We start from the raw sequence: 24,112 nt of genomic DNA on the forward strand, positions 1-24,112 counted from the left end.
GACGGGCAGGTTTCCGCCCGCCAACGGTTCCCAAACCGGCCAATGACCGGTATGCCGATAGTTCATCCACGGGAAAGGGATCACGCTTTCTTGCGAAAACGCAGAAGGTGTGAATTCCAAGCCCTGCCTATTTCAGACAATTGGATTGTGGCCCCTTTACGAGCGCTTCAAAACTTCATTCCAATTTTAGTTTTGTAACCTAGGTTGTCCTGATGCCGGCGTATGAAGCGCAGATGTCGAAGGTAAGTGCGCCACGGCGCACGCTTTCGCGCGCGCTGATTGTGGCGTTGGCGTGCTCGAGCGTGCTCGTTGCCGAATCGGGGTCGGCGGCCGCCTTCGAGCTCTTCGGCATCAAATTGTGGGGCTCTTCGAATGACGAGGACGCCGATATCGTCGACCCGCTGCGCTATGCGGTGACCATCGAAGCGCCCGATGCCGACAAGGACTTGGTCAAGAAGCTCGAAAACGCCTCGTCGCTGAAATCCGACGAGGACCGCCCGGTTTCCGGCTCGCTCGGCCTTTTGGCAAAGGCGCGTAGCGACCGCGAACAGCTGGTCGCCGCGCTTTATGCCGACGCCCGTTATGAAGGCGTCGTCACCATCACCATCCAGGGCAAGGTGCTCGACGATTTGCCGCCCGATGCCGAATTTACAGCTCCGCAGCCGGTGCCGGTGGTGATCAGCATTTCGAGCGGGCCCAAATTCACACTTGGCAATATCAGGCTGGAGGGCGATGCCGCCGGGCTGGCGAGCGCCGATTTCGGGCTGATAGCCGGCGGCGATGCCGGCTCGGGCGCCGTGCTCAAGGCCGAGGCGCTGATCGTGCGGGCGCTGAAGCAGGAGGGCCGGCCGCTGGCCCGGATCACCGACAGGCAGGTCGTGGCCGAGCACACCACCTCGACGCTCGACGTGACGCTGACGGTGGCCGCCGGGCCGGTTGCCGGTTACGGCGACACCACCGTCGATGGCACCGAGAAGGTCGATCGCGAGTTCACCGAATATATGACCGGGCTGAAACGCGGCCGGCAATATTCGCCTGACGAGATCGACGATGCCCGCGACCGGCTGCTGAGGCTCGAAGTGTTCAACAGCGTGACGCTGAAGGAAGCCGACAGTCTTGACCCCGACGGCAACATTCCGATCGGCGTTCAGGTCAGCGAGCGCAAACCACGCTATTTCGGCGTCGGCGGCACTTTCTCCAACACCGAAGGGCTAGGCCTGGAAGGCTATTGGGGCCACCGAAATCTGTTCGGCCGGGCCGAAAAGCTGCGCATCGAGGGCAAGATCAGCGGCATCGGCAGCAACGATCTCAGCGAGCTCAACTACAATGCCGGCCTCATGTTCGAGAAGCCGGGGGTGGTCGGGCCGGCCTCGAAATTCATCGCCAGCGTCAAGACCGTACTCGAACATCCCGACGCCTACGACCATTTTTCGGTCAAGGGCAGCACCGGCCTGTCCTATGAGATCGACAAGAAGCAGACGGTTTCGGCTGAAATCGCGCTCGACTACTCCAGGATCACCGACGCCTTCGGCAAGCACAAATACCTGATCGCCAGCATTCCGCTGCAATATGTCTACGACAACAGGGACAACCGGCTCAACCCGACCAGCGGCTTCAGGGTTCTGGCCTATGCCGAACCGAGTTACGACATTCTGAGCGGCGCCGCCTTCCTCAAGCTCAGGGGCGAGGGGTCGGCCTATCAGTCGCTCGACACGGCCTCGAAATTCGTGCTTGCCGAACGCGTCGCGCTGGGTTCGATCGTCGGCACCGGCCTTCAGAACGTTCCAGCCGACAGGCGCTTCTATTCCGGCGGTGGCGGCTCGGTGCGGGGCTATGCCTATCAGGGCATCGGACCGAAGGACATCGACAATCAGCCGATCGGCGGGCTTTCCTTCTTCGAAACATCGGTCGAAATGCGCATTGCTCTGACCGACACGATCGGCATCGTGCCGTTCGTCGACGCCGGCACTGTCTCGACCACAGCGACGCCGGACTTTTCAGACGTGAAGGTCGGCGCGGGCGTTGGCCTGCGCTACATCACGCCGTTCGGGCCGCTGCGCATCGACGCCGCCGTGCCGCTCAACCGCGACCGTGGCGACCCGCGTTTCGGCATCTATGCCGGGATCGGACAGGCGTTCTGACGATGAAGATTTTGAAACGCATCCTTCGCCTGTTTTTCTACACGCTGCTGATAGTGGCGGCGGCGGGCATCGGCGCGTTGGTCGTGCTGACCAAGACCGAGCGCGGCCGCGAAAATCTCGCCGGCATCATCTCTGACATGGCCTCGTCAGGGGACAGCAAAGTCACGGTCAGCGGCATTAACGGTATCTGGTCCGGCGCGCTGACGGTCGACCATGTCGTGCTGGAAGACCGCGAGGGCGCCTGGCTGGTGGCCCGCAATGTGGCCGTCGACTGGTCGCCGCTGGCGCTGTTGTCGAAGAATTTCAGCGCCGACCGCATAGCGGCCGAACGGATAGAACTGGCACGGCTGCCTATGGCGAGCACCGAGCCGAGCAAGAGCGGGTCGACCGGCCTGCCGGTTTCGCTTGATATCAGAGCGATCGATTTGCCGGAGATCGCGCTCGGCCAGCAACTTGCCGGCAGCGGCATTGCCGAACTTGCGGCCAAGGGATCGGCCAAGGTCGATGCGTCGCCGCTGGCGATCCAGACGGTGCTCAACGTTACCCGCCATGACGGCAAGCAAGGCAATGTCGACGCCAACATCCACTTCGCGCCGGATGAAAACAAGCTCGACCTCGATCTCAAGGCTTCCGAGCCGGCCGGCGGCATCATCGCCAACCTGCTCAAGCTACCCGGCGCGCCGCCGGTCAACATCGTCGTCTCGGGCACCGGGCCGCTGGCCAACTGGAGCGGCATCGGCACCTTCATGGTCGACGGTCAGATCGTTACCCAGCTCACCGGCCGGCACCAGCTCACCGACAAGGGCAACCGGATCGAGGCCAAGGGCGACGGTTCGTTCGAAGGCTTCCTGCCGGAACGGTTCAAGTCGCTGTTTGCCGGCAAGACCAGCTTCGACCTAGCCGGCACCGCGACCGCGACCGGCGGCGTCGACATCGAGCGCGCTGCGATCGAGAGCGACGCAGTTCATGGTACCGCTGCCGGCATGGTCGACCCCAAGGGCGCCAGCGACCTTTCGGTCGAACTCGTGGCCAAAGCCAAGCCGGTCACGGTCAATGTCGGTACCCAGGCGCAGCCGATCATGGTGGCCATCAACAATGTGACCGCGCGCGCCTTCGGTGACGGCAAGGCGCCGATGATTGACGCCAGCGCTTCACTGGTGTCGGTGGTGGCGGGCGGCTCTCAGGTGAACAATCTGGATGCGAAGATCCATTCCGACGGTTTCGACATCGAGAGCCGCAGCGGCCCGGTCAGTGTAAGTCTGGCGGCCGCCGGGCTGAAGACCGACGTGGCGACGCTGGCGCCGCTGATCACCGGCAAGCTGACGGCCTCTCTTGCCGGCTCGATCAGCAAGGACGAGATTTCCCTCGACGAAGGCACGCTGCGCAGCGATGCTCTCAATGCCGGGCTGACGGCCAAGGTGACGCTGGCCGATCTCGCCATGACGCTGAAGATGAATGCCGATGCTGTGTCGACGGCGCTGCCGCCGCAGATCAGTTCGCTGCTTGGCGAACGGGTCAAATTCTCGGCGACCGCGACGCGCGATCCGCAGGGCTCTTTCGCCGCCAACTCGATCGAACTCACTTCCGGTTCGCTGAGCGCCAGCGGCACCGCCAGCGCGCAAGGCAGCGATATCCAGGCCGACATCAAGGGCAAGCTCGGCGACGTCTCGGTGCTGTCTTCGCTGGTCGGCGTGCCGGTCGCCGGCGGGGTCGATTTCGCGCTGACGGCAAGCGGCGCGCGCAACGCACCGGATTTCTCGGTTTCGGCCGACAGTGCCAGCCTGACGGCCTCCGGCCGCACGGTCAAGGACATCAAGCTGACCGCATCGGGCAAGGCCGACATTGTGAGCCCGGCCGCAGATATCTCGCTGACCGGCGCGGTCGACGAACAGCCGCTCGCCATCAAGGCGGCGCTGGTGACGAGCGATGGCAAGCGCTCCATCAAGGGGCTCAGCGTAGCGCTGGGCGACAACAAGGTGTCGGGCGACCTCACGCTCGATGAGAAATTCCTGCCGCTGGGGACGCTGACGATCTCCGCGCCCGATGTCGCGCCGCTGGCGTCGCTGGCCGGGCAGACGGCGGCCGGCGATATCGGCGGCACCGTGGTGTTCGCCAAAGACGGCGAGGCTCCCACTGTCACCATCAATGCAGCCAGCGTGTCGATCGCGCGCGGTGATGTGGCAGCCAAGGCAGTCACCGTCAGCGCACTGATCGCCAACTATCTCAACAGCCCTGCGATCTCCGGCACGATCAAGGCCGAGAGCGTGACCTCGGGAACGACCGTCGTCAGTGGCATCGGCGTCGACCTCAAGCGTGACGGCGACTGGACGAATTTCACCGGCGGAGCAACCATATCAGGCATTCCGGCGACAGCTGCCGGGCGGGCGAAGATTGCTGGCGGCGTGACCAGCGTCGAGATCGCGTCCGGCGAGGCGACGGTGCGCGGCATCAAGGTGGCGATCGCCGAGCCGTCGAGCCTGACCATTGCCGATGGCATAACCAACATTCAAAGGCTGGTAGTCGATCTCGGCGGCGGCTCGGTGACGCTGTCGGGCACGGCGGGCCAGACGCTCGATCTGGCGGCGACCTTCTCGGCGCTGCCGGCTGCGCTTGCCAATGGCTTTTCGCCCCGCCTCGATGCCGCGGGCACGCTCGACGGCACGGCGCAAATCACCGGGCCATCAGCAAATCCCGACATTCGCTTTAATGCAAAGCTGGCCGGCGCCGAGACGAGCCAGACCCGTCAGGCCGGGCTCGGGCCGCTCGATGTCGATGCGGCCGGCAGCTATTCCGCGGCCGGCGGCGTCGTGCTCGACCAGGCGACGCTTTCGGGTGAGAAAATCTCCGGCAAGGCGGCCGGCACCCTCAACCCGAACGGCGCCAGCGATTTCGCGCTCGATCTGACATCGTCCGGTCCGAGCCTGCCGTTGACGCTGGGCAGCGCGGAAAGCCCGATCAAGCTCGAATTGCAGGCGCTGTCGGTGAAGGCGGCCGGGCAGGCTGCGCAAGCCAAGCTCGACATCTCGGCGGTACTGCCTTCGGTGGCGACGGATGACGCCAAGGTCGAGGGCATTGCGCTTGCGCTGCATTCCGATGCATTTGATATGAAAAGCCGAACCGGTCCGATCTCGGGCACGGTGACGGCGGACAAGATCGGTCTGGACAATCCGACCATCGCGCCGCTGATCGCCGGCAAGATCACCGCCAAGATCGCCGGCACCCTGGCGGCGGACGCGATCACCATCGACAGCGGCTCGGTGCAGGCCGATGCGCTGGGCAGCGCCTTCAATGGCCGTGTCGGCTTTGCCGATGGAGCAATCGACCTCAACCTCAACGCCGACGTGCTGTCGGCGGCGTTGCCGGCGGCGGCGCGCAGCGTGCTGGCAGAGCGCACGCAGCTCAGCGCCACGCTGAAGCGGGATGGCAATGGCAATGTCAGCGCCAATCCGGTCAAGCTGGCGTCGGGCGCACTGACCGCGGACGGTCAGGCCAGTCTCGCCGACAACAAGCTCAGCGCAGATATCAAGGGTGCACTGGCCGACATCTCACTGTTGTCGAAAGATGCCAAAGGCGCGATCAGCTTCGCACTCAGCGCGCAGGGGCCTAGCCTGGCGCCGGACCTGTCGCTGACAGTCAACAGCGACCGGCTGCTGGTGGCGGAACGCGAAATCACCGGGTTGAAGCTGACCGCAACCGGCAAGGCCGACGCCGCCAATCCGGCGGCCAATGTGCAACTGACCGGCAATGTCGCAGGGCAGGCGCTGCAAGGCAGCGCGGTGCTGGCGACGGCCGACGGCAAGAGCGCCATCAACGGCCTGCTGCTGTCGCTCGGCAACAACAAGATCTCCGGCGACCTTGCGCTCGACGAGGCTTTCGTGCCGGTCGGCACCATCGCGCTCGACCTGCCGGATATCGGGCCCCTGGCGGCGCTGGCGCTGGAAAAGGCCGAAGGCGACGTGCGCGGCACCATCGCCTTCTCAAAGACCGCGGATGGCCCGAACGTCGCCGTCAAGGCTGCGACCGCTTCGATTACGCGCGGCGACCTGCAGGCGAAGACGGTGTCGATCGATGCGCTGGTCGCCAACTATCTCGCCGCGCCGGTCATCTCGGGCAAAATTCGCGCCGACAGCGTCATTTCCGGCGGCACCGCCATCAGCGGCATCGATGTCGATTTGAAGCGCGACGGCGACTGGACCGGGTTTTCCGGCGGCGCCACCGTCAAGGGCATTCCGGCGAAGGCTGCGGGCAGGGTAAAGGTGGCTGGCGGCACCACCACCATCGAACTCGCTTCCGGCCAGGCCACGGTGCAGGGCATCAAGGCGGCCATCGCCCAGGCCTCGACCGTCAGCATCGCGAACGGCACCACGACGCTGGACAAGCTGGTGCTCAATCTCGGTGGCGGCACGGCGACGGTGACCGGCAAGGTCGGGCAGGCACTCGACATCAGCGCCGCGCTGTCGAAGGTGCCGGCCTCACTCGCCAACAGTTTTTCGCCGGGCCTCCAGGCCGCCGGTTCGATTTCGGGAACAGTCAAGGTAACCGGCGCGCCGGGCAATCCGACTGTCGCTTTCGATATCGATGCTGGTGGGGTGCAGACCTCGCAGACGCGCAGCGCCGGTCTTGGCGGCATGAATATCTCCTCGTCGGGAACATTCGCCGGCAAGAAGCTCACCTTCAACGCCGACATCAGCGACGGCGCCGGGCTTGGGCTCAAGGGCGGCGGTACGGTGACGACGGCCGGCACACCAGCGCTGGTGCTCGACTTCAACGGCAAGGTGCCATTTTCCTTCCTGGCCGCCAAGCTTGCGGCGCAAGGGCTGTCGCTCAGCGGCACCGCTAACGTCAATATCCAGATGCGCGGCCCGGCGGCGTCGCCGGTGATCGGCGGCACGGTCAGCACGTCGGGCGCCCGCCTGGTCGACGCGCGCTCCGGCCTTGCCGTCAACGACATTGCCGCCGACATTTCGATCGGCAACGGCGTTGCCCGGATCAACCGGCTGACCGGCACGCTGTCGACACGCGGCAGCCTGTCGGCCTCCGGCACACTCGGCATCAATCCGGCGCAAGGTTTCCCAGCCGATTTGTCTATCAAGCTGGTCGACGGCCGCTATACCGACGGCAGGGTGGTGACAGCCAATCTCGGCGGCGACCTGACCATCAAGGGGCCGCTCACCTCGGCGCCGGTGATTTCGGGCACCGTCAATCTGGCCAAGACCGTCATCACCGTTCCGGATAAGCTGCCGGGCTCGCTGGCAGCGCTCGGTGTCAAGCACAAGAACGCGCCCGCCTCCGTGCGGGCGCAGGACAAGGCCTTGCGACCGGCGGCGGCCAGCGGGGGTGGCGGCAGTGGGCTTGTCCTCGACGTCACGGTCAATGCGCCGAACCAGATCTTCATCCAGGGCAGGGGCGTCGATGCCGAGTTCGGTGGTTCGCTGAGGCTGACCGGCCCGGCGGCTTCGCCGCAGGCGGTCGGCACCTTCACCTTGCAGCGTGGGCGGCTGTCGATCCTCGGCAAGCGGCTGACCTTTACCGAAGGCACGGTCGGCTTTTCGGGCTCGCTGGTGCCCTACCTCAACTTGACCGCGACATCGACCACGACCAGCGCCACCGTCACCATCGTCGTCTCGGGCGAAGCGACCAATCCGAAATTCGACTTCTCCTCGGTGCCGGCGCTGCCCGAGGACGAGGTGCTGGCGCAGCTGATTTTCGGCCGCTCTATGTCGAACCTGTCGCCGCTGCAGATCGCGCAGCTGGCCGAGGCCGCCGGCCAACTGGCCGGCGTCGGCGGCTCGACCTCGCTGCTCGAAAACCTGCGCAGTGCAATCGGCGTCGACGACCTGGATGTGACCACCGATGACCAGGGCGGGACGGCCGTGTCGGCGGGCAAGTATCTCAATGACCGCACCTATGTGACGATCCAGAAAGGCGACAGGCCAGGATCGGGCAAGGCGACGATCGACCTCAATGTCGGGCGCGGCGTCAAGCTGCGCGGCGAGGCCAACGATGGCGGCGAGGCCAAGGGCGGCATATTCTACGAAAAGGAATATTGAGTTCCTGGCCCTTACCGCCGCCGGAACTGGCGCTGTCTCAACCCGCCCAAATGTATCAGTTACTCGCCTAAGCAGATTCCGGCGGAATCTGGGCGCGCTAGCACTTTTGCGCCAAGTCTGTCGTTATCACGCGAACCGCTCCCTTTTCAAAGTTGCACATTCCCTAACAGGTTCCGTAGCCATGCCGTCTTTGACATCACGGCAGGGATGCGGAATGTTAAAAGGCGGAAAGCCAACAATGGGAGTTAAGGTATGACAAATTACAAGAGTAATGGCGATCGCGTTCCCGATCACATCCTGGCCATGGCCGAAGAAGCCAAGGCAGGCAAAGTCGATCGCCGCGAGTTCCTCGCCATGGCCAGCGTGTTCGGCGCGTCGACTGCGATGGCCTACGGCATGCTCGGCGTAGCCGTGCCGACCCAAGCCAGGGCCGAAGAGGTGCAGGGCAAGAAGGGCGGCATCCTGAAAGTCGCGCAATGGGTCAAGGATCCCAAGGATCCACGCAAGGCCGATTGGTCGGAAATCGCCAATGCCGAGCGCCAGGCGCTTGAGCCACTGGTCAAGTACACCAGCGAATACACGTTCCGCCCGTACCTTCTGGAGAGCTGGGAGGTCAACGACGACGCCACCGAGTACACGCTGCATGTGCGCAAGGGTGTGACCTGGTCGAATGGCGATGCCTTCACCGCCGATGACGTCATCTTCAATCTCAAGCGCTGGGCCGACAAGAAGGCCGAGGGCAATTCCATGCCTGGCCGTCTCGGCACGCTGGTCAAGGACGACAAGCTCGACGAAAGCGCCGTGACCAAGGTTGACGACCACACCGTCAAGCTGAAGCTCGGCAAGGCTGACATCGCGCTCATTCCGAACATGTGCGACTATCCCGGCCTCATCGTGCACAAGAGCTTCGACGAGAAGGGCGGCGACTTCAAAGCCTGCCCGATCGGTACCGGCCCGTTCGAGCTCGTCTCCTACGATGTCGGCCAGAAGGTGGTCTACAAGCGCCGCGAGGACAACAAGTGGTGGGACGGCGAGGTGTTCCTCGACGGCATCGAATTCGTCGACTACGGCACCGATCCGGCAGCCATGGTCAGTGCCTTCGAGGCCGGCGAAGTCCATACCAATTTCGAGACCTCGGCCGACTATGTGTCAATCCTCGACGGACTGGACCTGGTCAAGTCCGAAATCGTCACCGCGTCGACCATCGTGTGCCGCACCAACATCAACAACAAGCCTTACGGCGACCAGAAGGTACGCAACGCGCTGCAACTCGCGGTCGACAACAATGTCGTCCTGCAGCTTGGCTACGGAAATGCCGGCACGGTGGCTGAAAACCACCATGTCTGCCAAATCCACCCGGAATATTACGAGCTGCCCAAAGTCGCTCGCGATCCGGCCAAGGCCAAGGCGCTGATGGCGGAAGCCGGCCAGGCCGACTTCGAGCATGAGCTGATCACGGTCGACGAAGACTGGCACAAGAATACCGGCGACGCCATCGCCGCGCAGATGCGCGACGCCGGCCTCAAGGTAAAGCGCACGGTGCTGCCGGGCTCGACGTTCTGGAACGACTGGACCAAGTACCCGCTGTCGATGACCAACTGGAACATGCGCCCGCTCGGCGTTCAGGTTCTGGCGATCGGCTACCGCACCGGCGAGGCGTGGAACGAGTCGGCCTATTCCAACCCCGAATGGGATGCCAAGCTCAATGCAGCATTGGCCGTTGCCGATGCGGCCAAGCGCAAGGAGATGATGAAGGACATCGAGCAGATCCTGCAGGATTCCGGCATCATGATCCAGCCATACTGGCGCAAGCTCTACAGCCACTCGGTCAAGGCGGTGCAGAATTACAAGATGCATCCGACCTTCGAGCGCGACTACGGCAAGGTCTGGCTCGACCAGGCGTGATCGGAACGTCAGGGAAGGGGCGCTTCGCTCCTTCCCGTCACGCCTCGCATGGCCCAGAACCGGAAGCCGCCGCAGCAAAAAGTTGCGGACTCTCCTGAAAGACCGTTCAATAAAACTGGGTTGATTGCATCCGAGTGCCGATTTGACGGCCAACTCTGCCGGCAACGGCAAAGCTGGTTTTTCGAACTGGCTCCAACCCCAACCAGACCGGCAGGGGACCGCCATGCTTTCTTTCGTAATCCGGCGTCTCGGCACCATGGCATTGACGATGCTGTGCCTGACGATGATCGTCTTCTTCCTGATCAACCTCGAGCCGAATTTGAAGAAGCTGGCAATCAGCCAGACCGAAATGCACACATCGGCCGAACAGCTCGAAAGCTGGCTGGTCAACCATGGCTACCGGCAGAACTTCTTCGTGCGCTACGGCCAATGGCTGGGCGTCGTCCCGAAGCAACCGGTGACCGATCCGGCGACCGGCAAGCCGACGCAGCGTTTCTCCTTCTGCAACGAACCGCTGGAGCCGAAATTCTCCGGCATCCTGGAAGGTGATTTCGGCTGCTCGACCAAGTTCAAAACCACCGTTGCGTCAAAGCTATTCCCCGCACTCGCCGCCACCGGTATCCTGATGCTCTGCGTGCTGTTGGTGATGGTGCCGATTTCGCTGCTGATCGGCATCCTGGCCGGCATGCGCGAGGGCTCGCGAACGGACCGAACACTGTCCGTCGCATCGATCGCGTCGACGGCGACGCCCGAATATGTGTCGGGCGTCATCTTCACCGTCATCTTCGCCTCCTGGCTCGGCTGGCTCAACGGTTCGGCCGCCTCGGCAAGCCAGGGCATCACCTTCTACAATTTCACCCTGCCGGTGATGACGCTGGCGATCTACGGTATCGGCTACATCGCCCGCATGACGCGCGCCTCGATGGTCGAGGTGATGACGCAGCAATATATCCGCACCGCCCGGCTGAAGGGGCTTTCCTTCGGCAGCGTCGTCGTCAAGCACGCGCTGCGCAATGCGCTGATCGCGCCCTTCACCGTCATCATGCTGCAATTTCCCTGGCTGCTTACCGGCGTCGTCATCGTCGAGGTGATGTTCCGCTACCAGGGCTTTGGCTACACGCTGGTCGAGGCCGCCGGCAACAACGACATCGATCTGCTGCTTGGCTGTTCACTGGTGTCGGTGTTCATCGTGCTGATCACGCAGCTCATCTCGGATGTCGGCTACGCGTTCCTCAATCCGCGTATCAGAGTTCAATAGGGGGCTGGGGCAGATGCAGGTCGAATATATCGGTGCCTTCAATGTCGTGCTCGGCGTGATTGGGCGTTTCTGGCCGGTCTGGTTAGGGCTTGCCCTGGTGATGGGGGTGAGCTTCACCTACAAGAAAAGGCTCGGCCTCTACGGCCAGTTGTTCGATAGCGGCGTCGGCATAGTCGGTGTCGGCATCTGCCTGTTCTGGCTGTTCACGGCAATCTTCGCGTCGACCGTCGCGCCCTTCGATCCGCTCGCCCAGGTCCCGATCATGAAGGATGCGCTGCCGGGCGCGCTCGAGCCGGTATCGAAACTCATCTACTATTTCGGCGGCGACAAGCTCGCCCGCGACGTCTTTTCGCGCATGGTCTATGGCAGCCAGATCGTGCTGATCATCGCGCCGGCGGCGACCGGTTTCGCGCTGATGGTCGGCATCACGCTCGGTCTGCCCGCCGGTTACTATGGCGGCCGGATCGACACCGTGCTGTCGTTCCTGGCCAATCTGGTGCTGGCCTTCCCGGTGATCCTGCTGTTTTACCTGCTGGTGACGCCGGGCATCATGGATACGCCGATCCCCTACGCCATGGCCGGGCTGTTCTTCCTGTTCCCGATCATCTTCTTTTCGGTGCTGTTCTGGACCCGCTACAAGAACCGGCCGGACCGCCTCTATATATTGCTCGGGCTGACGCTGATCATCGGCGGCTGGGTCTATGCCGGCCTGGTGTTCGACGCCGATCCGTTCAAGATCATCCACATCGATCCCAACCAGCTCAACATCTTCGTGGCGGTGGTGTTCGCCTCCAGCCCCGGCGTATTCCGCATCGTGCGCGGCCTGGTGATGGACATCAAGACGCGCGACTATGTGGCGGCGGCGCAGACGCGCGGTGAATCGCCCTGGTACATCATGCTGTGGGAGATCCTGCCCAATGCGCGCGGACCGCTGATCGTCGATGCCTGCCTGCGCATCGGCTACACCACGATCCTGCTCGGCACGCTCGGCTATTTCGGGCTGGGCCTGGCGCCGGAGAGCCCGGATTGGGGCACCGCGATCAAGGACGCCAGCCGCCTGCTGCGCTCATTCATCCACCCGGCGCTGCCGCCGACGATCGCGCTGATGTCGTTCGTGCTGGGCTTGAACCTGCTTGCCGACTCGCTGCGCGAACAATCGATGAAAGACTGATCTGCGGGTTTCGGCGCCGCGAGCATGAAAATAGGATTGGAGCGACCCATGAATGAGGCAGTTCGAAATCCCGGCAACCCGACCCTTGGGCCAAGCGCTGCGCCGATCATCGAGATCGAGAACCTGTCGATCTCCTTCTTCACCCGCAAGGGTGAGATCCCTGCCGTCATGGACTTTTCCTGCACGGTGATGCCGGGCGAAGCCATGGGCATCGTCGGCGAGTCCGGCTGCGGCAAGTCGACCGTGTCGCTCGGCATCATGCGCGACCTCTCCAACATCGGAAAGATCGTCGGCGGCAAGATCAAGTTCCAGGGCAAGGACATGGGCGAGCTGTCCGACGAGGAGTTGCGCTCCATCCGCGGCAACAAGATCGCCATGATCTACCAGGAGCCGATGGCGAGCCTCAATCCGGCGATGAAGGTCGGCCAGCAATTGATGGAAGTGCCGCTGATCCACGACAAGGTGTCGAAGGAAGAGGCTTACAAAAGGGCGCTCGAAATGGTGCGCTCGGTGAGATTGCCCGATCCCGAACGCATGATGCGTTCCTATCCGCACCAGCTGTCCGGCGGCCAGCAGCAGCGCATCGTCATTGCCATGGCGCTGCTGTCGAAGCCGGCGCTGCTTCTGCTCGACGAACCGACGACGGCGCTCGACGTGACGGTGGAGGCCGGCATCGTCGAACTGGTCAAGGGGCTGGGCGAGAAGTTCGGCACGTCGATGATCTTCGTGTCGCACAATCTGGGCCTCATCCTCGAGACCTGCGACCGCATCACGGTGATGTATTCGGGCGAAGCGGTCGAGACCGGCAAGATCAAGGACGTGTTCGACCGGATGCGTCACCCCTATACGCAAGGGCTGTTCCGCTCGATTCCGCTGCCGGGCGCCGACAAGAATTCGCGGCCGCTGATCTCTATCCCCGGCCAGTTGCCGCTGCCGCATGAGCGGCCCAAGGGCTGCAATTTCGGCCCGCGCTGCCACCATTTCGTTGAGGGCGTCTGCAATGCCGCCGAAATCCCGATGATCGAGGTCGCCGGTCACGAAGGGCATTTCTCGCGCTGCGTGCGCTTCAACGAGATCGACTGGGAAGCGCTGCCTCCCGGCGCCAAGAAGGTCAATGAGAAGGTTGTGCCCGGCGCGCCGGTGCTCAAGATCGAGGATTTGAGAAAATACTACAAGGTCGGCGGCAGCGAAGTGTTCGGCTCCAGCGAAGGCCGCGTCGTCAAGGCCAATGAGACGATCTCGTTCATGGCGCGCGAATCCGAGACCGTCGCCATCGTCGGCGAGTCCGGCTGCGGAAAGTCGACACTGGCCAAGGTCCTGCTCGGGCTGGAGACGGCAAGTGCCGGCACAGTGACGCTGGGCAACAAGGAGATCCAGTCGACCGGCATCGAGAAGCGCAGCGTCGAAACGGTGTCGTCGATCCAGATGGTGTTCCAGAACCCGTTCGATACGCTCAATCCCAGCCACTCCGTCGGTTCGCAGATCATCCGCACGCTGGAAAAATTCAAAGTCGGCAACAATGTCGCCGAGCGGCGCAAGCGCATGCTGGAGCTGCTCGACCTGGTGAAGCTGCCGCGGGCCTTCGAGACGCGCAAGCCGCGTCAGCTCTCAGGCGGCCAGAAGCAGCGCATCGGCGTGGCGCGCGCCTTTGCCGGCGATGCCAAGGTGGTGGTGGCCGACGAGCCGGTGTCGGCACTCGACGTCTCGGTGCAGGCGGCGGTGACCGAGCTCCTGATGGACATCCAGCGCAAGAACAAGACGACGATGCTGTTCATCAGTCACGATCTGTCCGTCGTGCGCTACATCGCCGACCGGGTCGTCGTCATGTATCTCGGCTACATCGTCGAGCAGGGTACGACCGACCAGATCTTCGCGCCGCCCTACCACCCCTACACAGAGGCGCTGCTGTCGGCGATCCCGATCGCCGACACCAGCGTGGTCAAACGGCACATCGTGCTCGAAGGCGATATCCCGTCGGCGATGAACCCGCCGAGCGGCTGCCCGTTCCAGACGCGCTGCGGCTACAAGAGGCTGGTGCCGGACAATCTGTGCGAGACCAAGGTGCCGCCGGTGAAGCATCTCGGCGATGGCCATATGAGCCTGTGCTGGCTGTCGGACGATGTGCTGGCGACGATGGAGCCGGTGATCAAGTTCGACAGGGAACACGCAGCGCATGAGGGCGTGCCGGAAGACGCACCGGATGGGATCGGCCCCGGTTTCGCCGGCGAACCGCCGAAGCGCCCGCATGGCAAGAAGCCGAGCTGACCAGCCATAGAGGCAATGCCGCTCGTTGGCGCATTGCCACAGCGTCGCCATAGCTCAAGGAACGACAGCTACGTTCGCTTGAATATTGCTGTCCATTGCTTTATGTGATGCGTGATGTTTGATGCGCCATAGGGAGCATATTGTGAGAACCACACTTGCAATCGATGACGATGTCCTACTTGCGGCCAAGGCCATGGCGCGACAGCAGGATCGCAGCGTTGGCGACGTCATTTCCGATCTGGCTCGCCGCTCACTGCGCAGGCCCCCGACCGGCGGTGAACGCAACGGCATCCCCTTGCTTGCATCGCGGCCCGACGGCCCGATGGTCGATCTCGAAATGGTCAATGCGCTTCGCGACGAATTGCCGTGACCTTCCTGCTCGACGTCAATGTGTTGATTGCGTTGATCGATCCGGCTCACGTCGCGCATGAAGATGCCCATCGGTGGTTCCAATCCTCCGGGCATTTATCATGGGCAACATGTCCCATTACCGAGAATGGCGTCATCAGGATTGTAAGCAACCCGAAATACCCCAATTCTCCGGGTTCGCCCGCCGTGGTGGCGCAGGTTGTCGGCAAGCTGCATGCCCTTTCAGGACATCAGTTCTGGCCTGACGAGATCAGCCTTGTCGGTTCCAACGACATCGATGCAGCCAGGATCCTCACCCCGGCACAGGTAACGGATAGCTATCTGTTGGGACTCGCCAAGGCGCGTGACGGCCAATTGGCGACGTTTGACCGAAAGCTGTCGACGGCAGCGGTAAAGGGAGGGAGGTCGATCCTCCACCTGATCCCAAGCGAATGAATTGCTGAGTTCCGCTTCGATCGCAAACTGCGTGGCTGCAAGACCGCTTGGCAACGTCAGCTGCCGCATTGCTGCAGCTGTTCGGCATAGTCGCGGGCCATCTTTTCGGTCGCCCTGGCATAGCCCTGCACGCCGGCATCGCCACGGTTACCGCGGCCGTAGGCGGTCCAGCCAAGATAGTAGGCGAGATAGAGATTGTAGGTGTCGTTGCGGGCGACGCCGAACGTGTCTGATGTCTTGGAATGATACCAGCCGACGAAATCGACGGCATCGGCAAACTTGGTCCGCCTCGCCGCCCAACTGCCGGTTTCGCTCTGATATTGCGACCATGTGCCGTCGAGCGCCTGCGAGAAACCGGTGGCTGACGAGACATGTTTCCACGGAATGAAGCCGAGCAGTTTGGTACGCGGCGGCTTGGCATTGCTCTTGAAACCGGATTCCTTGCGCACCGTCGCCATCAGCACAGGGACGGGGACGCCGTATTTCTGCGAGGCGCGCTCGGCGGCCGACTGCCAGTTGTCGAACCAGCCGTCGTTCTGGTCGAAGACGGCGCAGACATTGTTGATATGGTTGGGCGGCGTCGCGCAGGCCGGCAAAGCCAGCAGCACGCCAACCGCTACAATTTTACTCAAACTCGAACTACGCATTGGAAAACGAATAGGCCGAAATCATAAAGGGAATCTTTCGGCGTTTCTTAACGGCTTGCCGGCCCGCTGCGCTCAGGGGGCCTGTATCATTATTCCGACCTTTCGCGTCGCCTTTATCTCCGTCAGAATTCAAAAATGCCGCCTTGGCTAAAATCACGTCCGCGAAGGGCGGATTTCTGACAGCGATGTCCGGATGCCGGCGCTCTGATGCCAGGCATGAATGAACCAAGACGCAAGCGCGGCGCGGAGCGAACCAGCAACCGGGGGCCTGCCGCCATCCCGCAACTTCCACTGCGGCGGGTGACCAATCCCTATCCGCCGATGGCGATGCTCTCAGTCGACCAGGTCGAAGCGATCCACGAAGCTTCGATGCATATTCTGGAAAATTTCGGCATCGAGGTAATGTCTCAGCGGGCGCTGGCGCTGTTCGAGAATGCGGGCGCAAAGGTCGACCATGCGACCGCGAATGTCCGCATCGACCGTGGCCTTGTGGCCGAGGCGCTGAAGACCACGCAGTCCAGCTATCGACTGACGCCGCGCAACCCCGCCAACACCATTCATCTCGGCGGCAACACGATCAATTTCACCCTCGTCGCCGGGCCGCCCAATGTGCACGACATGGAGCGCGGCCGGCGCGCCGGAAACTTGCACGACTATGCCGATCTGACCCGGCTGGCGCAGCATTTCAACTGCATCCACATGCTCGGTAACCAGGTCTGCGCGCCGGTGGAACTGCCGGCCAACACCAGGCACATGGATACCTATTTCACCAATCTGACGCTGACCGACAAATCGTTCCATGTCTCGGCGATCGGACGAGGCCGGGCGCTGGACGGCATCGAGATGATGGCAATCGCGCGCGGGCTGACGCTGGACGAGATGCGCGATGATCCCGGCATTGCCACCATCATCTCGGTCAACTCGCCGCGGCGTTTCGACGAGATGATGGCCGAAGGGCTGATGACCATGGCTGAGTTCGGCCAGTCGGTGGCGGTGACGCCGTTCACGCTGATGGGCGCGATGAGCCCGGTGACGCTCGCCGGCGCCCTGGCGCAGCAGAATGCCGAGGCGCTGTTCGGCGTGGTGCTGACGCAACTGGTGCGCCCCGGCGCGCCGGTGATGTACGGCGCCTTCACCTCCAACGTCGACATGAAGTCGGGCGCGCCGGCCTTCGGAACGCCGGAGAACACCAAGGCCAACATCGCCTCGGGGCAATTGGCGCGGCGCTATTCTCTGCCCTACCGCACGACGCCGGGGTCGGCATCGAATGCGGCGGACGCGCAAGGCGCCTACGAGACGCTGATGGCGCTGTGGGGCGCTGTGCTTGGCCACGGCAACCTCGTCTATCATGCCGCCGGCTGGCAGGAAGGCGGGCTGACGGCATCGTTCGAAAAGCTCATCATCGATGTCGAGATGATCCAGCACATGATGGAATTCCTGCGCCCGATCGTCGTCGATGAGGCGGAGCTTGCTGTCGAGGCGCTGGGCGCGGTGCCGACCGGCGGCCATTTCTTCGGCGAACCGCACACGCTGGAACGCTATGCCACCGCCTTCTACCAGCCGATGCTGTCCAACTGGCAGAATTACGAGGCATGGCAGGAGGCGGGCGGCCTCGACACGACGGCGCGCGCGACCCGGCTGTGGAAGAAGGCGCTGGAAGACTATGTCGAGCCGGTGATGGATATCGCCGTGCGCGAGGCGCTGGAGGAGTATGTGGCCAGGCGCAAGGAAGCGATCGGGCAGGGCGAGCCGTGACTTTTTCAGCGTCGGCGCGCGGCGCTGCCTTTCTGATTCACCTTATCTCCTCAACTCATTGATAATAGAGCAAAACTCATGAAATCGCATGCAAAGGTCGTGGTCATTGGCGGTGGCGTCGTCGGGTGCTCCGTGCTGTTCCATCTGGCGCGTCATGGCTGGACCGATGTCGTGCTTTTGGAGCGCGACGAGCTGACCTCCGGCTCGACCTGGCATGCGGCCGGCGGCATGCACACGATCAATGGCGACCCCAACGTCGCCAAGCTGCAGAAATACACGATCTCGCTCTACAAGGAGATCGAGGAGCTGTCGGGACAGGCGACCGGCGTGCATCTGACCGGCGGCGTACTTCTGGCGGCGACCGAGGCGCGGCTCGACTGGCTGCGCGGCGTCGTCGCCAAGGGGCGTTACCTCGGCATCGACCTTGAGGAAATATCGGCCAATGAAGCGGCCGAGCTGATGCCGCTGCTCGACCCGAAACAATTCGTCGGCGCCGTCCGCAACAAGGAGGACGGCCATCTCGATCCCTCCGGCGTGACGCATGCCTATGCCAAGGCCGCGCGGAAACTGGGCGCCGAGGTCGAGCGCTTCACCAAGGTCGAGGACATTGTGCGCCGGCCCGACGGCATGTGGCGCGTCATCACCAACAAGGGCGAAGTGGTGGCCGAGCATGTTGTCAATGCCGGCGGGTTATGGGCGCGCGAGGTCGGCCGCATGGTCGGGCTGGAGCTGCCGGTGCTGGCAATGGAGCACATGTACCTGATCACCGAGGATATGCCCGAGGTGGCGGCGTGGAACGCCAAGACCGGGACGGAAATCATCCATGCCGTCGATTTCGACGGTGAGCTGTACCTGCGCCAGGAGCGCGGCGGCATGCTGATGGGCACGTATGAGAAGGCCAACAAGGTCTGGTCCGAATTCCAGACACCGTGGAATTTCGGCCATGAACTGCTGGAGCCGGATATCGACCGCATCGCGCCGTCGCTCGAAGTCGGCTTCCGGCATTTCCCGGCCTTCGAGAGGACCGGCATCAAGCAGATCATCAACGGCCCCTTCACCTTCGCGCCGGACGGCAATCCGCTGGTCGGGCCGGTGCGCGGCCTTCCGGGCTTCTGGGTCGCCTGCGGGGTCATGGCGGGCTTTTCACAAGGCGGCGGCGTCGGTCTGGCGCTGTCCAACTGGATGATCGAGGGCGATCCCGGCGCCGACATCTGGGCCATGGATGTGGCGCGCTATGGCGACTGGGCGACGATGGCCTACACCAACGCCAAGGTGCGCGAGAATTATTCGCGCCGCTTCTCGATTCGCTTTCCCAATGAGGAGCTGCCCGCCGGGCGGCAGCTGAAGACGACGCCGATCTACGATTTGCTGTCGGCCAAGGGTGCGCAATGGGGTGTGTCCTATGGGCTGGAAGTGCCGCTGTGGTATGCGCCCGAGGGTGTCAGGGACGAATTCTCGTGGCGGCGTTCCAGCGATTTTTCCCATGTCGCCAATGAGGTCGCGACGGTTCGTGAAAGCGTCGGCCTGGCGGAGATTTCGAACTTCGCCAAATACAAGGTGACGGGAGAAGGGGCGGCCGCTTGGCTCGACCGGATCTTTGCCTGCAAGTTGCCCAAGCCAGGCCGCATGACGTTGGCGCCGATGCTGAAGGATGACGGCAAGCTCATCGGCGATTTCACGCTGGCCAATATCGGTGCCCCCAATTCCAACGGGACCGAGTGGTTCATCGCCGGCTCCGGTATCGCCGAGCAGTATCATATGCGCTGGTTCGAGGCGCATTTACCTGCGGATAGCTCAGTGCGCATGGAGGCGCTGGGGCAGAAACTGACCGGTCTGGCGATCGCCGGACCCAAGGCGAGGGAGGTGCTGGCAAAGGTCAGCCGCGCGGATGTCGCCAACACAGCATTCCCCTTCATGGCCGTCGCGAAAATGGACATCGGCATGGCGCCGTGCCTGGTCGGCCGCGTCAGCTACACCGGCGATCTCGGCTACGAGATCTGGGTGGCGCCGGAATATCAGCGCGCTGCCTTCCAGGCGTTGATGGCGGCAGGCGCGGAATTCGGCCTCGGCCTGTTCGGCTCGCGCGCGCTCAATGCGCTGCGGCTGGAGAAAAACTACGGCTCATGGGCGCGCGAATACCGGCCGATCTACGGGCCGCTGGAGGCCGGGCTCGACCGTTTCGTCGCCTATGGCAAGGATGCCGATTTCATCGGTAAAACCGGCGCTCTTGCCGAGCGCAAGCAGGGCGGCAAGCTCAGGCTGCGCACATTTATCCTCGATGCCGACGATGCCGATGTCATCGGCGACGAGCCGATCTGGTACGGTGGCGCGGTGCGCGGTTGGGTGACCTCAGGCGGCTATGCGCATCACTCGAAAAAATCCGTCGCCATCGGCTATGTGCCGAAGGAGATCGCAGACAAGAGCGACGGCTTCGAGATCGAACTTTTGGGCAAGCGCCACGCGGCGCGCGTTCAGGCAGCGCCGCTCTTTGACGCGAACTTCGAGCGAATGCGCGCCTGAAGCGCTTCGGCTTCGCCGAGGCGCTTCAGAGTCTTGTTTTGTGCAAGTCGTTATCCCAAAACCGCTGCGCACTTTTGGGCGACATGCATCAGGCGCGTCAGGTGCTGCGGCGGTTGTCGAGCGCGAAGGCGCCGGCGCCGGCAAACACCAGATAGAGGAAGATGAAGCAGAAGGAGATTGCCGCGTCGCCGCTGTTGTTGACCGGGAAGAAGTCGCGCGGGTAGTGCGCCATGAAATAGGCGATGGCCATCTCGCCGGCCAGAAGGAACGCGACCGGGCGGGTGAACAGACCGAGCGCCAGCAGGATGCCACCGGCGAACTCCAGGATGCCTGCCGTCGCCGTCAGGCCGCTAAGAGCGTGAGGCTCGGCGCTGACCGGAAAATTGAACAGTTTCTGCGAGCCATGCTCGAGGAACTGCAGGGCCGTCATGATGCGCAGGACGCCGAGTGCCTGCGGCTGAAATCTGGCGAGACCGTCAAAAAGCTTCATCTAAACTCCATTTTTCCAACCCTGCGGCCCGGCCATAAATTATCACCCGGCGCTGGACCATTCACTTCGCGTGGCCTGTCATCAACAATCGGTGATTGGAAATCACTTCCAGTCTGGACTTCAAAATTTGTTCTCGTTATGGTTGCATACAGCTCGTTTAAGTTGTATGCCTGCGTGTAGACACTCCAAACCAAACGGGTTCCTAGCCATGAAAAAAGTCGCCGTCAGCCTGTTCGCAATTCTCGCAAGCACCAGTTTCGCCATGACCGCTGATGCTGGCTGCGATGCCTTCAAATGGCCGGTGACACGCGAGCAGGAACTGTTTCCGGCTGCGCCCGCCGCGCAGTCCGGTGCCTCTCTTGCTTTCGGCGAAGCCGCGGATATGGCGCTGGAGCCGGTCGATGCGGTCAGCTTCACGGTCTCACCGCAACGCGCGCCGGCAGCCGGCACGTTCGGCGCGACGGCAAACGTGGCGGTGCCACCGGAAGGAGAGCTCCAGATCAGCCTGTCCGACGAGGCCTGGGTCGACGTCATTCAGGATGGCCAAGCCGTGAAATCAGCGGGTTTCACCGGCGTGAAGACCTGCCCCGGCATCCGCAAGAGCGTGCGCTTCAAGCTGACGCCTGGCGCAGCCACGATCCAGCTCAGCGGCGCCAGGAAAGAGAACCTCAAGGTCGCGGTGCTGGCGCCGGAGTGACCGCGCCCGGACGCGCCTCTCATCGCACCGGCAGTGCGATGAGAGCAGTTCCGTGCAGGCGAGTACCGGAGGGGATCAGCGGCCCGGCGCGATCAGCGCGAAATAGGCGCCTTGCGGATCGGTGAACTGGGCAATCCATTGGCCGGTCGGCACCGGCATCGGACCCATGACGATCTTGCCGCCATTGTCGGTGACGCGTTTGGCGGCTGCGTCGATGGCATCGACATTGAAGTAGAACAGCCAGACCGGTACCGGCAGCTGTTGCGGCTTGTTCATGATGCCGCCGCCGGATTCAGGGCCGGCCGAGAAGGTCTGATAGATGCCCATCTCGCCGACGTCCATGCTACCGGCATCGGTCCAGCCGAACTGGCTTGAGTAGAAATCGAAGGCCTTCTGGCGGTCGGCCGCATAAAGCTCGTGCCAGCCGACATGGCCCGGCGTCGTTGCCGGAAGGACGGGCTGGTCGGGCCCACTGGGCTGCAGGAACATGAAGGCGGCGCCTTGCGGGTCGGCGACGACGGAGAAGCGGCCGACGCCGGGAATGTCGTCGGGTTCGCGGTGAACAGCCCCGCCGGCGGCTTTCAGTGCCTCGGTCGAGGCATCGGTATCGCTGGTGTGGATATAGCCGAACCAGGCCGGCTTCAGACCCGTCCTGGCTGCTTCCTCGGGCAGGGTCATCAGCCCGCCGACGCCACGCTCGGCGGAGTTCACCACGATATAGCGCGGCATGCCGGGCGCCTTGTCGAAGGGCTCGGCCCGCCAGCCGACCACGCTGGTGTAGAACGCTTGCGCCGCATCGAGGTCGCTGGTCATCAACTCGTACCAGAAGAAGGGCATTGGGGATCTCGGCATTCTCGGTCTCCTCACCTATGCATAGATCGTCGTCCGATCCATCAAAGGACGTTTTCAGCGACGCGAATCCGACAGCGAACCGGAGAAAATTCAACGGCTGCGTTGACACATCGTTCCGCACTTCGCCCCACCGACGCCTTGCACGTGCGGCGGTTTTCGACTTTCCTTGGGCAAACGAGGGGTAGTCGTTTCATGCGCCTTATGTCGCTCACGCCTGAGCTTGTGTCACTGTGTCATCGCGAAGAGGTCGATCCCGGACCCGACTGCAGTTGGACGCAGCTGAACGATGAGGATTTTCGCACGCTTGCCTTACGGCTCTCCGACGAAGCCGATGCGGGGCCGTTATGGGTGTTCGCCTATGGCTCGCTGATCTGGAAGCCGGCTTTCGAGCCCGTCGAACGCCAGCGCGCCACTGCGTTTGGCTGGCATCGCTCCTTCTGCCTCGACATGGTGCGCTGGCGCGGCAGCGTCGCGCAGCCGGGGCTGATGATGGCGCTCGAACGCGGCGGCCGATGCGACGGCGTCATCTACCGCCTGCCCGACGGCGACAAGCCGCAGCAGATCGAAAGATTGTTGCGGCGCGAGATCGACGACCATGAGAGTGTCAGCTCGGTCCGGTGGGTTCCCGTGCGCACGGAGCAGGGCCGGATACGGGCGCTCGGCTTCTGGGTCGGGGTGACGGGCAGGGGAACCTCGCTTGGGCAGCCGCTAGATCGGGTGGCGCGGGTGTTGGCGCGGGCCTGCGGCCATGTCGGCTCGGGTGCGGAATATCTCTACAACACCGTCAGCCACCTCGAGGAATTCGGCATCCGCGACCGCAATCTGTGGCGGCTGCAGCAACTGGTTGCCGACGAGATCAGGTCGATTCATGGCGGCCCCTCAGATGCCAGCCTACAGCTGGCACCTTCGTAGCGAACAGCCACCAATCTTGGCCTGTGCCGGAGCGTATGCGGTTTCAAGGCGTTTCGCTCCTCGGGTGATCAGATCCAAGAAGGAGTGGCTTCACGAGCAATGACCTCAACCGTGCATTCGAGACTGAGCAGCAGAAAATGCGTACAGTCTACTGTCGGGCCAAGTGTCGATCGCAACCAATGCGAGTTCTCCACTCGCAGGATCGGCCACCTGTAGGAGGCTTGCCTGCCAGATCCAATCAATGGGATCGAGGTGTCCGCACGGATTTTGGTCAGTCCCAGCATGTCATCATGGGCAGCCAGGGCTACTACCCCTTGAAAATCGATCTTGAGAGTTCGTTCCGATGTCCCGAAGTCGCCTTCGACGGTCAGCTCAAAGTTATTGTCGGATTTTAGACGCCACACCTGACAGGCAGCCAGAGGTAAATCTCCCACGGGCTCCCACCGGTGAGCCGTCTCCCTATCATCGGTCATCGTCTTCTCCGTTGAATGAAAGCCGCGCATCGTGCTCAAGCGCCCTATCATTTCGCGCTGGCCTGGAACAGCTTGCCGCGACTTGGAGCTTGTCGCGCTCCCCTCTTTGAGGACGCAACCGTCACTCATAACATGAGCAACTAAATCATATTATCAGCTAGTCTTTTCAGCG

Annotated in this window: 16 protein-coding genes; 12 read left to right on the forward strand and 4 right to left on the reverse strand. The window is 62.9% G+C overall.

Annotated elements, in window-relative coordinates; all coding sequences use genetic code 11:
• Positions 1 to 212 precede the first annotated feature (212 nt).
• The 8 genes from ACYG9R_RS21450 (at position 213) to ACYG9R_RS21485 (ending at position 15,594) form a co-directional block, all read left to right on the forward strand.
• Positions 213 to 2,141, forward strand: coding sequence for an autotransporter assembly complex protein TamA (locus ACYG9R_RS21450; RefSeq protein WP_352791636.1), 1,929 nt, complete (start codon positions 213 to 215; stop codon positions 2,139 to 2,141).
• Between the two features lie 2 nt (positions 2,142 to 2,143).
• A complete protein-coding gene (locus ACYG9R_RS21455; protein ID WP_023823191.1) occupies positions 2,144 to 8,191 on the forward strand; it encodes a translocation/assembly module TamB domain-containing protein in 6,048 nt (2,015 codons plus the stop codon).
• Between the two features lie 252 nt (positions 8,192 to 8,443).
• Positions 8,444 to 10,096 carry an ABC transporter substrate-binding protein gene (locus tag ACYG9R_RS21460; protein ID WP_023668187.1) on the forward strand — a complete coding sequence of 551 codons (1,653 nt, stop codon included), beginning with the start codon at positions 8,444 to 8,446 and terminating at the stop codon, positions 10,094 to 10,096.
• A 223-nt stretch (positions 10,097 to 10,319) separates the two neighbouring features.
• Positions 10,320 to 11,354: an ABC transporter permease gene (locus ACYG9R_RS21465; RefSeq protein WP_023687977.1), complete on the forward strand. Its 1,035-nt coding sequence runs from the start codon at positions 10,320 to 10,322 to the stop codon at positions 11,352 to 11,354.
• A 13-nt stretch (positions 11,355 to 11,367) separates the two neighbouring features.
• Positions 11,368 to 12,525 carry an ABC transporter permease gene (locus ACYG9R_RS21470; RefSeq protein WP_023690814.1) on the forward strand — a complete coding sequence of 386 codons (1,158 nt, stop codon included), beginning with the start codon at positions 11,368 to 11,370 and terminating at the stop codon, positions 12,523 to 12,525.
• Between the two features lie 48 nt (positions 12,526 to 12,573).
• Positions 12,574 to 14,790, forward strand: coding sequence for a dipeptide ABC transporter ATP-binding protein (locus tag ACYG9R_RS21475; protein WP_023668190.1), 2,217 nt, complete (start codon positions 12,574 to 12,576; stop codon positions 14,788 to 14,790).
• 142 nt (positions 14,791 to 14,932) lie between these two features.
• Positions 14,933 to 15,160 carry a hypothetical protein gene (locus tag ACYG9R_RS21480; protein ID WP_023668191.1) on the forward strand — a complete coding sequence of 76 codons (228 nt, stop codon included), beginning with the start codon at positions 14,933 to 14,935 and terminating at the stop codon, positions 15,158 to 15,160.
• A complete protein-coding gene (locus tag ACYG9R_RS21485; protein WP_023668192.1) occupies positions 15,157 to 15,594 on the forward strand; it encodes a TA system VapC family ribonuclease toxin in 438 nt (145 codons plus the stop codon). The genes ACYG9R_RS21480 and ACYG9R_RS21485 overlap by 4 nt, the downstream gene beginning before the upstream one ends.
• Positions 15,595 to 15,650: 56 nt before the next feature.
• On the opposite strand, the gene ACYG9R_RS21490 is transcribed toward ACYG9R_RS21485, so the two are convergent.
• Entirely contained in the window at positions 15,651 to 16,241 is a 591-nt protein-coding gene (locus ACYG9R_RS21490) for a transglycosylase SLT domain-containing protein (protein ID WP_023735994.1), read from the reverse strand.
• 216 nt (positions 16,242 to 16,457) lie between these two features.
• Between ACYG9R_RS21490 and ACYG9R_RS21495 the strand changes: the two genes are divergently transcribed.
• Together ACYG9R_RS21495 and ACYG9R_RS21500 are read left to right on the forward strand one after the other, a co-directional pair.
• Entirely contained in the window at positions 16,458 to 17,996 is a 1,539-nt protein-coding gene (locus ACYG9R_RS21495) for a trimethylamine methyltransferase family protein (RefSeq protein ID WP_023821802.1), read from the forward strand.
• 78 nt (positions 17,997 to 18,074) lie between these two features.
• On the forward strand, positions 18,075 to 20,516 hold the full coding sequence (locus tag ACYG9R_RS21500) for a GcvT family protein (RefSeq protein WP_023712071.1): 2,442 nt from the start codon (positions 18,075 to 18,077) through the stop codon (positions 20,514 to 20,516).
• Between the two features lie 97 nt (positions 20,517 to 20,613).
• On the opposite strand, the gene ACYG9R_RS21505 is transcribed toward ACYG9R_RS21500, so the two are convergent.
• Positions 20,614 to 21,006 (reverse strand): DoxX family protein, encoded by a 393-nt coding sequence (locus ACYG9R_RS21505; RefSeq protein ID WP_023707718.1) that lies wholly within the window; start codon positions 21,004 to 21,006, stop codon positions 20,614 to 20,616.
• 208 nt (positions 21,007 to 21,214) lie between these two features.
• Between ACYG9R_RS21505 and ACYG9R_RS21510 the strand changes: the two genes are divergently transcribed.
• On the forward strand, positions 21,215 to 21,703 hold the full coding sequence (locus ACYG9R_RS21510) for a hypothetical protein (protein WP_023705593.1): 489 nt from the start codon (positions 21,215 to 21,217) through the stop codon (positions 21,701 to 21,703).
• 75 nt (positions 21,704 to 21,778) lie between these two features.
• On the opposite strand, the gene ACYG9R_RS21515 is transcribed toward ACYG9R_RS21510, so the two are convergent.
• Positions 21,779 to 22,555: a VOC family protein gene (locus ACYG9R_RS21515; RefSeq protein WP_023823190.1), complete on the reverse strand. Its 777-nt coding sequence runs from the start codon at positions 22,553 to 22,555 to the stop codon at positions 21,779 to 21,781.
• Between the two features lie 192 nt (positions 22,556 to 22,747).
• Here ACYG9R_RS21515 and ACYG9R_RS21520 point away from each other — a divergent pair, with 192 nt between their 5' ends.
• Positions 22,748 to 23,467, forward strand: coding sequence for a gamma-glutamylcyclotransferase (locus tag ACYG9R_RS21520; protein WP_023668199.1), 720 nt, complete (start codon positions 22,748 to 22,750; stop codon positions 23,465 to 23,467).
• Between the two features lie 68 nt (positions 23,468 to 23,535).
• On the opposite strand, the gene ACYG9R_RS21525 is transcribed toward ACYG9R_RS21520, so the two are convergent.
• Positions 23,536 to 23,940 carry a hypothetical protein gene (locus ACYG9R_RS21525; protein WP_155923166.1) on the reverse strand — a complete coding sequence of 135 codons (405 nt, stop codon included), beginning with the start codon at positions 23,938 to 23,940 and terminating at the stop codon, positions 23,536 to 23,538.
• Between the last annotated feature and the right edge of the window lie 172 nt (positions 23,941 to 24,112).

The sequence above is a fragment of the Mesorhizobium sp. RSR565B genome, from assembly GCF_054719465.1.